This is a genomic window from Variovorax sp. OK212 (assembly GCF_900112425.1).
Taxonomy (GTDB): Bacteria; Pseudomonadota; Gammaproteobacteria; order Burkholderiales; family Burkholderiaceae_C; genus Variovorax.
The window spans coordinates 816,501-827,671 of the sequence record NZ_FOLP01000002.1; the positions used below are offsets into that span (position 1 = coordinate 816,501).

14 protein-coding genes are annotated in these 11,171 nt (G+C 65.9%); 10 read left to right on the forward strand and 4 right to left on the reverse strand.

Annotation, left to right across the window (positions count from 1 at the left end; genetic code table 11):
• Window positions 1-24: 24 nt before the first annotated feature.
• Window positions 25-285, reverse strand: coding sequence for a glutaredoxin 3 (gene grxC / locus BM004_RS10355; RefSeq protein WP_093212979.1), 261 nt, complete (start codon window positions 283-285; stop codon window positions 25-27).
• Window positions 286-305: 20 nt separating this feature from the next.
• Window positions 306-689 (reverse strand): rhodanese-like domain-containing protein, encoded by a 384-nt coding sequence (locus BM004_RS10360; protein WP_371269123.1) that lies wholly within the window; start codon window positions 687-689, stop codon window positions 306-308.
• A 105-nt stretch (window positions 690-794) separates the two neighbouring features.
• Between BM004_RS10360 and gpmA the strand changes: the two genes are divergently transcribed.
• The 3 genes from gpmA (at window position 795) to BM004_RS10375 (ending at window position 3,854) form a co-directional block, all read left to right on the forward strand.
• Entirely contained in the window at window positions 795-1,538 is a 744-nt protein-coding gene (gene gpmA / locus BM004_RS10365) for a 2,3-diphosphoglycerate-dependent phosphoglycerate mutase (protein WP_093212981.1), read from the forward strand.
• Window positions 1,539-1,641: 103 nt separating this feature from the next.
• Window positions 1,642-3,084 carry a S41 family peptidase gene (locus BM004_RS10370; RefSeq protein WP_093133494.1) on the forward strand — a complete coding sequence of 481 codons (1,443 nt, stop codon included), beginning with the start codon at window positions 1,642-1,644 and terminating at the stop codon, window positions 3,082-3,084.
• An 11-nt stretch (window positions 3,085-3,095) separates the two neighbouring features.
• Window positions 3,096-3,854, forward strand: a complete 759-nt coding sequence (locus BM004_RS10375) for a HesA/MoeB/ThiF family protein (RefSeq protein WP_093212983.1) — start codon at window positions 3,096-3,098, stop codon at window positions 3,852-3,854.
• A gap of 15 nt (window positions 3,855-3,869) precedes the next feature.
• Here BM004_RS10375 and BM004_RS10380 read toward each other — a convergent pair whose 3' ends face one another.
• Window positions 3,870-5,891, reverse strand: coding sequence for an AsmA family protein (locus BM004_RS10380; RefSeq protein ID WP_093212985.1), 2,022 nt, complete (start codon window positions 5,889-5,891; stop codon window positions 3,870-3,872).
• Between the two features lie 236 nt (window positions 5,892-6,127).
• On the opposite strand from BM004_RS10380, the gene BM004_RS10385 reads away from it, so the two are divergent.
• Window positions 6,128-6,517, forward strand: coding sequence for a response regulator (locus tag BM004_RS10385; RefSeq protein WP_093133491.1), 390 nt, complete (start codon window positions 6,128-6,130; stop codon window positions 6,515-6,517).
• Window positions 6,518-6,590: 73 nt separating this feature from the next.
• Here the strand turns inward: BM004_RS10385 and BM004_RS10390 are convergent, their stop codons facing one another.
• Window positions 6,591-7,223, reverse strand: coding sequence for a response regulator (locus tag BM004_RS10390; protein WP_007837167.1), 633 nt, complete (start codon window positions 7,221-7,223; stop codon window positions 6,591-6,593).
• A 107-nt stretch (window positions 7,224-7,330) separates the two neighbouring features.
• Here BM004_RS10390 and BM004_RS10395 point away from each other — a divergent pair, with 107 nt between their 5' ends.
• The 6 genes from BM004_RS10395 (at window position 7,331) to BM004_RS10420 (ending at window position 10,970) form a co-directional block, all read left to right on the forward strand.
• Entirely contained in the window at window positions 7,331-8,674 is a 1,344-nt protein-coding gene (locus tag BM004_RS10395) for a CHASE3 domain-containing protein (RefSeq protein WP_371269106.1), read from the forward strand.
• Between the two features lie 230 nt (window positions 8,675-8,904).
• On the forward strand, window positions 8,905-9,069 hold the full coding sequence (locus BM004_RS10400) for a DUF1328 domain-containing protein (protein ID WP_093133218.1): 165 nt from the start codon (window positions 8,905-8,907) through the stop codon (window positions 9,067-9,069).
• Between the two features lie 54 nt (window positions 9,070-9,123).
• Window positions 9,124-9,498, forward strand: coding sequence for a hypothetical protein (locus BM004_RS10405; protein WP_093212987.1), 375 nt, complete (start codon window positions 9,124-9,126; stop codon window positions 9,496-9,498).
• A 38-nt stretch (window positions 9,499-9,536) separates the two neighbouring features.
• Window positions 9,537-9,920, forward strand: coding sequence for a phage holin family protein (locus tag BM004_RS10410; RefSeq protein WP_093212989.1), 384 nt, complete (start codon window positions 9,537-9,539; stop codon window positions 9,918-9,920).
• Between the two features lie 10 nt (window positions 9,921-9,930).
• Window positions 9,931-10,413: a hypothetical protein gene (locus BM004_RS10415; protein ID WP_256219850.1), complete on the forward strand. Its 483-nt coding sequence runs from the start codon at window positions 9,931-9,933 to the stop codon at window positions 10,411-10,413.
• A complete protein-coding gene (locus BM004_RS10420) occupies window positions 10,410-10,970 on the forward strand; it encodes a ferritin-like domain-containing protein (RefSeq protein WP_093133210.1) in 561 nt (186 codons plus the stop codon). Before BM004_RS10415 ends, BM004_RS10420 begins: the two co-directional genes overlap by 4 nt.
• Window positions 10,971-11,171 lie beyond the last annotated feature (201 nt).

Below are 11,171 nucleotides of genomic sequence, written 5' to 3' on the forward strand. Positions count from 1 at the left end.
CCGTGACGCCGGTTGCTTTGTGTTTCAGGCGGCCTGCAGCAGCGGGACGAGGCCGCCGCGGCCGTCCAGCGCGATCAGCTCGTCGCAGCCGCCGACGTGCGTGTCGCCGATGAATATCTGCGGCACCGTGCGGCGCTGGGTGATTTCCATCATCGCGGCGCGCGCTTGCGGGTCGCTGTCGATGCGGATCTCTTCGATCTGCTCGACACCCTTGGACTTCAGGATCTGCTTTGCACGGGTGCAGTACGGGCAGACGGCGGTGGTGTACATCTTGACGGCTTGCATGCTCTCTACCTTGGGAAGACTCAGGCTTTTTCAACCGGCAGGTTAGCGTCTTTCCAGGCCTTGAGTCCGCCGGCCACGGCTTGGGCCTGCTCGTAACCGAGCTTCTTGGCGGTGGCCACGGCGCGCTGGGCGCGCGCGCCGGTGGCGCAGACCAGCAGCAGCGGCACGTTCTTGTTCTTCACGGTGGTGGCCAGCTTTTCCTCGAGCAGGGCCAGCGGCACGTTCTTCGCGCCGATCATGTGGCCGGTGGCGAACTCCTCGGGTTCGCGCACGTCGACCAGCACCGCGCGCTCGCGGTTGATGAGCTGCACGGCACCCTGGGCCGTGAGCGTTCCGCCGCTCGCCCCCCGCACCAGCGGCCAGGCCAGCATGGCTCCCGAGCTGAGCGCGATCAGGATCAGCATCCAGTTCGCGGTGACGAATTCGATCAATTTCACGGGGGTTCCTTGAATGGCAAACCGGGGATTTTAGAATGCGAGGTTTCGCAAGCGCAGCCAAAGGCCTCCCTCATGCACAAACTGGTATTGATCCGTCACGGCGAATCCACCTGGAATCTCGAAAACCGCTTCACTGGATGGACCGACGTCGACCTGACCGAGACCGGCGTGGAGCAGGCCAAGCAGGCCGGCCGGCTGCTCAAGGCCGAGGGCTACGACTTCGACGTCGCCTACACGAGCGTGCTCAAGCGCGCCACCCGCACCCTGTGGCACACGCTCGACGAACTCGACCGCACCTGGCTGCCCGTGGTGCACTCGTGGCGCCTGAACGAACGCCACTACGGCGGCCTGCAAGGCCTGAACAAGGCCGAGACCGCCAAGAAGTACGGCGACGAGCAGGTGCTGGTGTGGCGCCGCAGCTACGGCACCCCGCCCCCGCCGCTGGAACCCGACGACCCGCGCAGCGAGCGCGGCGACGTGCGCTACGCCAAGCTGGCGCCCGAGCAGATCCCGCTGACCGAATGCCTGAAGGACACGGTCGCGCGCGTGCTGCCGTTCTGGAACGAATCGATGGCCCCGGCCATCCGCACCGGGCGCCGCCTGGTGGTGGCGGCCCACGGCAACTCGATCCGCGCGCTGGTGAAGTACCTGGACGGCATCTCGGACGACGCCATCGTCGGGCTGAACATCCCGAACGGCATTCCGCTGGTCTACGAGCTCGACGACGACCTGAAGCCCCTGCGTCACTACTACCTCGGCGATGCCGCGGCCGCCGAGCAGGCCGCCGCCGCGGTGGCTTCGCAAGGTAAAGGCTGAAGAAACCCCTTTCTGCCGGCCACTTCGTGGAACCCCGGCAGGCAAATTGCTTCCAAGCTGTGTATATTGGTTCGACAGCCGCCGACAAGGACAAGCACTCATGATGGGCCAGAAATTGAAGATCACCGGCTGGGTCGCCGCCGGCGCCGTTGCAGGCGTCCTGACCACCGTTTCACTGCAGACAGTCGCACGCGGCTCGCTTGCGCCCCTGCCACTCGAGGAATTGCAGCAGCTCGCTGCCGTCTTCGGCATGGTCAAGAGCGACTACGTCGAGCCGGTCGACGAGAAAAAGCTCATCTCCGACGCGATTTCCGGCATGGTTGCCGGCCTCGATCCGCATTCCCAGTACTTCGACAAGAAGTCCTTCAAGGAATTCCGGGAAGGCACCACCGGCCGGTTCGTCGGCGTGGGCATCGAGATTTCGCAGGAAGACGGCCTGATCAAGGTCGTCTCGCCCATCGAAGGCTCCCCGGCGTTCCGCGCCGGCCTGAAGCCCAATGACCTGATCACCAAGATCGACGACACCGCCGTGCGCGGCCTGTCGCTGAACGAGGCTGTCAAGCGCATGCGCGGCGAAGCCAACACCAAGGTGCTGCTGACCATCTTCCGCAAGGACGAGAGCCGCACCTTCCCCGTGACGATCACGCGCGAAGAGATCCGCACGCAGTCGGTACGCGGCAAGATGATCGAGCCGGGCTACGGCTGGATCCGCCTGTCGCAGTTCCAGGAACGCACCGTCGACGACTTCGTGAAGAAGATCGACGAGCTGTACAAGGAAGACCCGAACCTGAAGGGCCTGGTGCTCGACCTGCGCAACGACCCGGGCGGCCTGCTCGACGCGGCGGTGGCGGTGTCGTCGGCCTTCCTGCCGGAGAACGTCACAGTGGTCACCACCGACGGCCAGCTGGCCGAAAGCAAGTCGGTCTACAAGGCGGCGCCGGAGTTCTACCAGCGCCGTTCGGGCAGCGACCCGCTGCGCAGCCTGCCTGCCGCGCTGAAGAACGTGCCGCTGGTGGTGCTGGTGAACGAAGGCTCGGCCTCGGCCAGCGAAATCGTGGCCGGCGCACTGCAGGACCACAAGCGCGCCACCATCATGGGCAGCCAGACCTTCGGCAAGGGCTCGGTGCAGACGGTGCGCCCGCTCGGCCCCGACACCGGCCTGAAGATCACCACGGCGCGCTACTACACGCCGAGCGGCACCTCGATCCAGGCCAAGGGCATCGTGCCCAACGTGCTGGTCGACGAAAGCGCCGAAGGCAGCCCGTTCGCCGCCCTGCGCATGCGCGAGGCCGACCTCGAGAAGCACCTGGCCAGCGGCCAGGGCCCCGAAGTCAAGGACCCGGAACGCGAAAAGGCCCGCGACGAAGCCCGCAAGCGCCTCGAGGAAGAAGCCAAGAAGCCGCCGCAGGACCGCAAGACGCCCGAGTTCGGCACCGACAAGGACTTCCCGCTGGTGCAGGCGCTCAACCGCCTGAAGGGCCAGCCCGTGCTGGTCAGCAAGACGCAGGTGATCGTCGAGAACAAGGAAGAGAAGAAGGAAAACTGATCCGGTGGCGCATGGAAGATAGCGAGCTGCTGCGCTACTCGCGCCACATCCTTCTGGAGGAATTCGGCATCGGCGGGCAGGAGCGCGTCAGTGCCGGACGGGTTCTCGTCATCGGCGCCGGCGGGCTGGGCTCGCCGGTGGCCTTGTACCTCGCGGCAGCGGGGGTCGGCCACATCACGCTGGTCGACGACGACGAGGTCGATCTCACCAACCTCCAACGCCAGGTCGCCCATACGCAAGCGCGCGTCGGGCTGGCCAAGGTCGAATCCGCCGCGCAGGCCATGCGCGACATCAATCCCCAGATTTCCATCGAGACCCACGCCGTGCGCGCGGACGAGGCGCTGCTGTCGCGCCTGGTTGACGCGGCCGATGTGGTGGTCGACTGCTGCGACAACTTCGTTACCCGCCAGGCGGTGAACCAGGCCTGCGTGGCGCATGCCAGGCCGCTGGTGGCGGGTGCGGCGATCCGCTTCGACGGGCAACTGAGCGTGTACGACACGCGCGATGCGGCCTCCCCCTGCTACGCCTGCCTGTTCCCGCCCGACGCGGACTTCGAGGAAACGCGTTGCGCGGTGCTGGGCGTGTTCGGCCCCGTGGTGGGCACCATCGGCACACTGCAGGCCAGCGAGGCGCTCAAGCTGCTGGCCGGCATCGGCCCGTCGCTGGCAGGCAAGCTGCTGATGTTCGACGGGCGCAGCACCTCGTTCGACACGCTGCGCGTGGCGCGCGACCCGCACTGCAGCGTCTGCGCGCAACGCCCGGGCGTCTGAAGTTTCTCAAGCTTCTCAAGGCTGCTTCGCACCCTTGGCGCGGGCGGCGCCATTGGCCGCCGCGCCGGCCGTGGGCCTGTTCGCGTCCGACAGCACGCCCTTGCAATCGGCGTCTGCACCCGGGCCGTTCTCGATGGTCGCGGCCAAGGCCAGCAGCGGATTGATGGCACCCAGCGCCAGCGCCGCCAGGCCGCGTTCGGCCAAGGGTCCAATCTGCACGCCGCCCTTCGGCGCGCCGAAGGTGCCGCTCACCACCAGCGGCGTGCGGATCGACAGGATGTTCTTGCTTTTGGGCTCCGGGCGGACCACGAAGTCCAGCGACTCGGTGGCGAGGTTGGCCTGACCAGTGGCTGTGAACAGCGCGTTGGTGGTGTCCAGCACCAGCGTGCGTCCGGTCATCAGGCCCTTGTTGACGTCGAAGGCGATGGCCGCGCAGCGCAACTCGACGTTGCGGTCGCCGCGCAGCAGGAACTTGATGATGTCGCCGCCCACCAGCGTCGCGAACACCGGCAGCAGGTTGCCGAACTGCCCGCGCCCCGAAATGATCGCCACGTCGCCCGACACGCCGCCCAGCCAGTTGGCCACGGTGCTGCCCGAGCCCGACAGGTTGATGCGGCCGTCCAGCCGCCCCACGCTGTTGCCCGTCGTCTCAAGCTTCGGGATGAGGCGGGCCAGCTTCATGGCGCGCACGTCGAGCGAGGCGCGGATGTCCGCCGGGTTCTTCGAAGCATCGATGCGGATGGCGCCGGCCAGCTTGCCGCCCGCCACGCCCAGGTCGAGCGGATCGAGCGTGAGCACGCCGTTGTCGAGCTTGACCTGCACGCTGCCGCTGTCCAGCGGGATGTCGCGCACGTTCTGGATCTTGTCGGCCGTGTATTTGACGTCGGCGTTCATGGCGCGCAGGCGCTCGAAGTCCAGCGGCGCGGTGGGCAGGACCTTGCCGCCCGGGCGCTTGACCTGCGTGACGGTCGGCGGCGGCGCCACGCCCTCGATGGTGTTGGCCGTGCGCGCCGTGGGCGGCAGGCCGATCAGCGGACCGAGGTCGTCCATGTCCATGACCCGTGAACGCAGCTTGCCCCCGAGGTGTGGCAGCTTGCCGGCCTGGTCGAATTGCATGTCGCCGGAAATATCGGAGAGGCCCAGCTTGCCCTTCAGGCCATTGGCCTCCCAGAGCTTGCCGCGCTTGCCCAGCTTGCCGCTCAGCGCGTAGGGCGAGGTCTGCGGCAGCGCGATGCCCAGCAGCGGGAACAGCGCGCCCAGGGTCTGGCCCTTGATCTCGAAGGTGGCATCGATGCCGTCGAGGTCCGACAGCGCGGCCACGGTGCCGGCGGCCTTGAGCTTGGTCTGGCCGGCGGCGGCGTTGATCTCCATCGGGAACGGAGGCGCGCCCTTGGCGTTGATCTGCAGCACGTTGCCCGCGCGCCCGCTGGCGGTCAGCGGCTGGCCCTTGTAGCGGCCCTTCATGCGGTAGTCGAGCGGCATCTCGCCGCGGCCGGTGTCGTAGCTCAGGTCGGCATGGATGTCGACGCCCAGGTGCTTGGCGAGGAAGTCGACCGCCCCGGTGTCGATCTCGATCAGGCCGATGTCGGGCACCGTTCCGGAGTCGGAGGTGTCCTTGCCCAGCGCCCAGGTGCGGCGGCCGTCGGCTTCCATCTGCAAGCCCACCGTGGGCGAAAACAGCGCCAGGTGCGGAATCACGATCTTGCTGGCGATCAGTGGCCAGATGCGGATGTCGAACTCGGCGCGGTCGGCCTTCACCAGGTACGGGTCGCGTGCCCAAGAGGGGTTGGCGAATTCGATGCCGTCGAATTTCACGGTGGCCTGCCGCCAGCCGAGGCCGACGTCCAGCCTGCGCGTGATCTCGAACTTGCGCCCGGTCTTCTCGCTGACGTAGCGGTTCAGCGGCTCGCGAAGCACGTCCCAGGGGAAAAAGATCAGCCCGATGACCAATGCCGCGAACAGCAGCGCCACAGCCGCCAGGAGCTTCTGCCATAGCGGCCAGGAGCCTGGCCGGGTGCGGAGAGTGTTCGTTGCCATGGTGTCCTTGTTAACCGTTCAATCAGGTGCACCGAGTCGGCGATGCACCGCACAAACCGTGAGGCATTGCCTACGGAAGGCACTTTGCAGAGGCATGCGTCGGAACCCGCCTACAACATGCGGCCCACGAAGATTGCATGATGCGCAACAGGAAGGCCTCAATGTCCATGTGCAGGCATTTCCATGCGGAGACGCTGCGAATGCACCTGCCAACGACAGAGGAAGCGCGGTTCGGCATGGATTCCAGATTGCAGACATACGTCGTCGAAGACAACCTCACGATCCGTGAAAACCTCATTGGCACTCTGGAAGAGCTCACCTGTACCACGGTCGTCGGTTTCGCCGAGACCGAGAACGTCGCTCGCGCATGGCTCGGCGACCACGGTGGCGAGTGGGACCTGGTCATCGTCGACCTGTTTCTCAAGCAGGGCAGCGGGCTGGGCATTCTCCAGGCCTGCCAGGAGCGCAAACCGGCACAGAAGGTGGTGGTGCTCAGCAACTATGCGACGCCGGACATCCGCAGGCGCTGCGCCGAGTTCGGGGTTGACGCGGTGTTCGACAAGTCGAACGAAATCGACGCGCTGGTCGACTTCTGCCTCGTGCAGGCCAGGGCATTGCGCTCCTGACCCGAGGCGATGGCTGCCGGCCGGGGAAGAAGCCGCACCGGGCCTCTCCCCTGCCCCTGCCGCCCGGCCGATCTCAATCGATCAGCTTGTTCTTCAGCGCGTAGTACGTCAGGTCGCTGTTGGAGGACAGGTTCATCTTCTCCATCAGGCGCGTGCGGTAGGTGCTCACGGTCTTCACGGACAGCGACAGCGTCTTGGCGATGTCGCCGGCGGTCTCGCCCTTGGCCAGCTTCAGGAACACCTGGAATTCGCGCTCCGAGAGCTGCTCGTGCGGTGCGGCGTCGTCCTTGCGGTCGAGCTGGCGGGCCAGCAGTTCGGCCACGGCGGGCGTGATGTAGCGCCGGCCCAGCGAGATGGTGCGGATGGCGTTGACGATCTCGATCGGATCGCATTCCTTGTTGAGGTAGCCGCTCGCGCCCTGACGGATCAGGTTCATCGCGTAGTGCTCTTCCGGATAGCCGCTCAGGATCAGGATGCCCACGTCCGGCGCCTTGGCGCGGATCATGGCGAGCGCGTCGATACCGCTTTGCCCGGGCATCGAAAGGTCCATGACCAGCACGTCCAGCTCCGTGGTGCGCACCAGTTCGATGGCTTCGCGCCCGCTGGCAGCTTCACCCGCCACGCGCAGGTCCACGTGCTCGGAGAAGAACTGCCGGAGGCCCGATCGCACGATGGCGTGGTCGTCCACAATTCCAATTTTGATCATCTGTTACTTTCGTCGTTGTGTTGCGGACATGCGGGTCGCAACATGCCGGGTCCCTGAATGTTGTCAATTATTCACGATCTTGCACAGCAAGCATCCTTGAAAGTTTCATGCACTGGTTAGCACCTCCAAAAATGGCCGTGAGCCTGCTGCTCGCGGCACTGGCCGCGCTGGCGCTGGTCGGCATCAACGAGGCCGGCTACCGGCAGTCCAGTCGCGCCCTGGCCGATATCGACGAGGCACAGCAGGTTCGCGGTGCGCTCAACCAGATCCTGCAGAACATGCTGGACGCCGAGACCGGACAGCGAGGCTACCTGCTGACCGGCGAGGTCAGCTACAGGCAACCCTACGACGACGCGGTCAAGCAGGTCGACGGCCATCTGGCCACGCTGCGCCGGCTGTATATCGGTCGACCCGCCGAACTCACGCAACTGGCCGAGTTGTCGAAGCACGTGCTGCGCAAGGTGGCCGAGATGGACATGAGCGTGCGGCTGCGCCAGGACGGCAAGGAAGACGCCTGGAAGTTCGTGATCACCACCGACGTAGGCCGCGAGGAGATGGACGCCATCCGCTCGACCGCGGGCGAGCTGGTGAAGATCAGCAACACCACGCTGCACGAGAGCCAGGGGCAGGTGCTGCATTCGCTGCAACTGGCGCGCGTGGGCACCGCCATCGTCGCGCTGGCGGCGCTGATCGCCTTCTTCCTGTACCTGCGCCAGACGCACGCGCTGCGCTCGGTCGGCGAACGCCAGCAGGAGACGCTGCAGCGCGAACGCAATGCGCTCGAAGACGAGGTGCGCGAGCGCACCGCCTCGCTGGCCGAGCTGGCCACCCACCTGCAGGACGTGCGCGAAACCGAGCGCGGCTACCTCGCGCGCGAACTGCACGACGAACTGGGCTCGCTGCTGACTGCAGCCAAGCTCGATGTGGCGCGCCTGAAGTCGCGGCTGGCCGACGCGCCCGACGCGATCCAGCGGCTGCAGCACTTGACCGAGCTGCTGAACAGCGGCATCGCGCTGAAGCGCCGCATCATCGAGGACCTGCGGCCGTCGTCGTTGTCGAACCTGGGGCTGGTGGCGTCGCTGGAGATCCTGGGCCGCGAGTTCGCCGAGCGCTCGGGCCTGCAGATCGAGATGGCGCTGGAACCGGTGACCATGGACGAATCGCGCCAGCTCACCATCTACCGCATGGTGCAGGAGAGCCTGACCAACATCGGCAAGTACGCCGAAGCCAGCGAAGCCACCATCGTGATGAAGAACTACGAGAACCACGTGATCGTGGAAGTGGCGGACAACGGCAAGGGCTTCGACACGCAGCGCATGCGGCCGTCCACGCACGGCCTCGCCGGCATGCGCCACCGGGTGGAGGCGGCGCGCGGCAAGCTCACGGTGGCGTCCACGCCCGGCAAGGGCACGCGCCTGAGTGCGATGCTGCCGGTGGTCAAGCCGGCCTGATCGCTTGCCTGTCGCGGCCCCGTTGCGCCTGCCGCCAAGGGCTGCGGCACTTCTGCACACCCTGGTGCCGGGTGACTCGGCCATCTCCTACGCACCCCGCGCCCGGCCGCTGACAGGTCCCATGCAGGCCCCCATTTAAGGTTGCACCTGTGCCATCCGGTTCTCCCCGCAAGGGGTGGCGGAAGGGCCTTTTCTTCACCACAACGAGGGCAGCCTCGAAGGAGATCCGCATGTTGCATTACGCAGTGGTGTTCCTGGTCATCGCGCTGATCGCCGCGTTGCTCGGCTTCAGCGGCATCGCCGCCAGCGCGGTGGGCATCGCCAAGATCCTTTTCGTGATCTTCGCCATCCTTGCGATTGCCAGCTTCCTTGCCGGCTTGCTACGACGCAAGTAGCGTCGTTACGATCAACAGGCTCCCGCATTTCATCTTCCCGTAAAGGACTTTCACATGAACACGACCAAGACCCCTTCGCAACTCGCCGACGACGCACGCCAGACCGCCAACGAAGCAGTCGAATCCACGCGCGCCTATGCACAGAACGCGGTGAATGCGGCGGGCGAAAAGGTCCGCGAACTGCGCCGTGACGCGGAACCGGCCGTCGAACAGCTGGCCGCCCGCGTGCAGCAAGCCGTTCAGCGCGGCTTGGACGCAGCATCGACCACCAGCGCACGCGCGCAACGCCGCCTCGAGGCCGCCGCAGACGTGACGGGCCGCTACATCTCCGACCAACCGGTGCGCTCGGTGCTCATCGCGGCCGCTGCCGGCGCTGCCATCACCGCGCTCATCGTGCTGGCCAGCCGCCGCAGCCGGGACGACTACTGATCCGCTGAGTTCCTGTTGCTCCACCGATTCCCGGCACCATGCTTCATCCGATTTTTTCCACGGTGCTCGGGCATCCGGAACTCGTCGCTGACCACTTAGCCAATTACGCCGCCCTCGTCCGCCAGGAAACTGCGCATGCGGGGCGCGGCATTGTTGTCCGCATCGTCGCGGGCGTGCTGGCGGCAGCGAGCGCCATGCTGGCCCTGGGCCTCATCGGCGTGGCCGTGCTGCTCGGTGTGCTGCACGGCAGCTTTCACTGGGTGCTGGTGATCGTGCCTGGCGTTGCCGTGGTGATCGCGGCAATTTGCGCTTGGTACGCCGCGCGCCCGAACGTCGCTCACGGTTTCGACGACCTGCGTGCGCAACTCGACGCGGACCTCCAAGCCTTGCACGAAGCCGGAGGTCACCATGGTCAGCGCTGAGCGGGCGCCTATGACCCCGCAGCAGCGCCTCTCTCTTTCTCGTCGGGCGCTGGTGCGACAGCTTAACGGCGGCGCGGACGACCGCGAGTACGCACGCCAAGCTGCGGCGGACCCGTCCTCTTACGACGAGAGCGACGACGATCTGGAATATGCCCACGATTCTTCGGACGCAATCCCGCGCCGGCGCCAAGGCAGCGGGAACGTTTGGCTCTCCGTTGGCCGCAATGTGGTGGAACGCTGGTGGCAGCGCCACCCCGCGCACGCGGCCGGCCAGTTGGCTCGTCCGCTGCTCGAGCGCTACGCGCGCAAGGAGCCAGCCAAGCTCATGGCGATCGCCGCGGCCACCGGGGCGGTGGTGGTGCTCGTCAAGCCGTGGCGCCTGTTGTCGGCCACGGCCGTGCTGGCAGCGGTGCTCAAGACATCCGACGTGGCAGACATCGTCACTACGTTGATGCAGAAGACCTCCAGTCCCCCACGAAAGGACCCACCATGAAAGCCGATGTTTCTTCTTCCAAGGCAACCCAGGAGCACAAGCACCTGGTGCTCGACCAGAGCGGCCTGGATGCCGCCCGCAACAGCCTCGACGAAGGCGCCGTCACGCCGAGCTACGGCCCCTGGCGCGACGACGTGGTCAAGCTGCTGAACGACGCGCTGGCGACCGAGCTGGTCTGCGTGCTGCGCTACAAGCGCCACTACTTCACTGCCAACGGTGTGGAGTCACCCGCCATTGCGGACGAATTCCTGGTGCATGCCAATGAAGAGTCGGGGCACGCCGACCGCATTGCCGAACGCATCGTGCAGCTGGGTGGTGAGCCCGACTTTGCGCCTTCGCACCTGCAGGAGCGCAGCCACGCTTCCTATGACGAATCGACCGACCTGCAGGCGATGGTCCGCGCCAACCTCATCGCGGAGCGCATTGCAGTGGAGTCGTACCGCCAGATGATCTCGCTGATCGGCGACAAGGATCCGACCACCCGCCGCATGCTCGAGGACATCCTTGCTGATGAAGAGGAACATGCGGATGAGCTCAAGGATTGGCTTGGGCACTGATATTTAGCCGGTTGCTCCAACAAAAAAGCCCGATGGATTGTCCATCGGGCTTTTTTGTTGGTTGTGCGGTTTGGTTATTGGCTTGTCGCCATTTCCAATGCGTTTTTGCTTCTATTTCTGTTCGCGCAAAGCAAAAAACCCCAGTCAATGTTGACTGGGGTTTTCTGGGCTGTAAGAGCCTGACGATGACCTACTTTCACA

Bases quoted from the DNA above. Each gene is read 5' to 3' on its own strand.
- BM004_RS10400 (WP_093133218.1), top strand. From the start codon at position 8,905: ATGTTGCATTACGCAGTGGTGTTCCTGGTCATCGCGCTGATCGCCGCG.
- BM004_RS10420 (WP_093133210.1), top strand. From the start codon at position 10,410: ATGAAAGCCGATGTTTCTTCTTCCAAGGCAACCCAGGAGCACAAGCAC.
- BM004_RS10370 (WP_093133494.1), top strand. From the start codon at position 1,642: ATGGGCCAGAAATTGAAGATCACCGGCTGGGTCGCCGCCGGCGCCGTT.
- BM004_RS10415 (WP_256219850.1), top strand. From the start codon at position 9,931: ATGACCCCGCAGCAGCGCCTCTCTCTTTCTCGTCGGGCGCTGGTGCGA.
- BM004_RS10395 (WP_371269106.1), top strand. From the start codon at position 7,331: ATGCACTGGTTAGCACCTCCAAAAATGGCCGTGAGCCTGCTGCTCGCG.
- BM004_RS10410 (WP_093212989.1), top strand. From the start codon at position 9,537: ATGCTTCATCCGATTTTTTCCACGGTGCTCGGGCATCCGGAACTCGTC.
- BM004_RS10390 (WP_007837167.1), bottom strand. From the start codon at position 7,223: ATGATCAAAATTGGAATTGTGGACGACCACGCCATCGTGCGATCGGGC.
- BM004_RS10375 (WP_093212983.1), top strand. From the start codon at position 3,096: ATGGAAGATAGCGAGCTGCTGCGCTACTCGCGCCACATCCTTCTGGAG.
- BM004_RS10380 (WP_093212985.1), bottom strand. From the start codon at position 5,891: ATGGCAACGAACACTCTCCGCACCCGGCCAGGCTCCTGGCCGCTATGG.
- BM004_RS10385 (WP_093133491.1), top strand. From the start codon at position 6,128: ATGGATTCCAGATTGCAGACATACGTCGTCGAAGACAACCTCACGATC.
- grxC (WP_093212979.1), bottom strand. From the start codon at position 285: ATGCAAGCCGTCAAGATGTACACCACCGCCGTCTGCCCGTACTGCACC.
- BM004_RS10405 (WP_093212987.1), top strand. From the start codon at position 9,124: ATGAACACGACCAAGACCCCTTCGCAACTCGCCGACGACGCACGCCAG.
- BM004_RS10360 (WP_371269123.1), bottom strand. From the start codon at position 689: ATGCTGATCCTGATCGCGCTCAGCTCGGGAGCCATGCTGGCCTGGCCG.
- gpmA (WP_093212981.1), top strand. From the start codon at position 795: ATGCACAAACTGGTATTGATCCGTCACGGCGAATCCACCTGGAATCTC.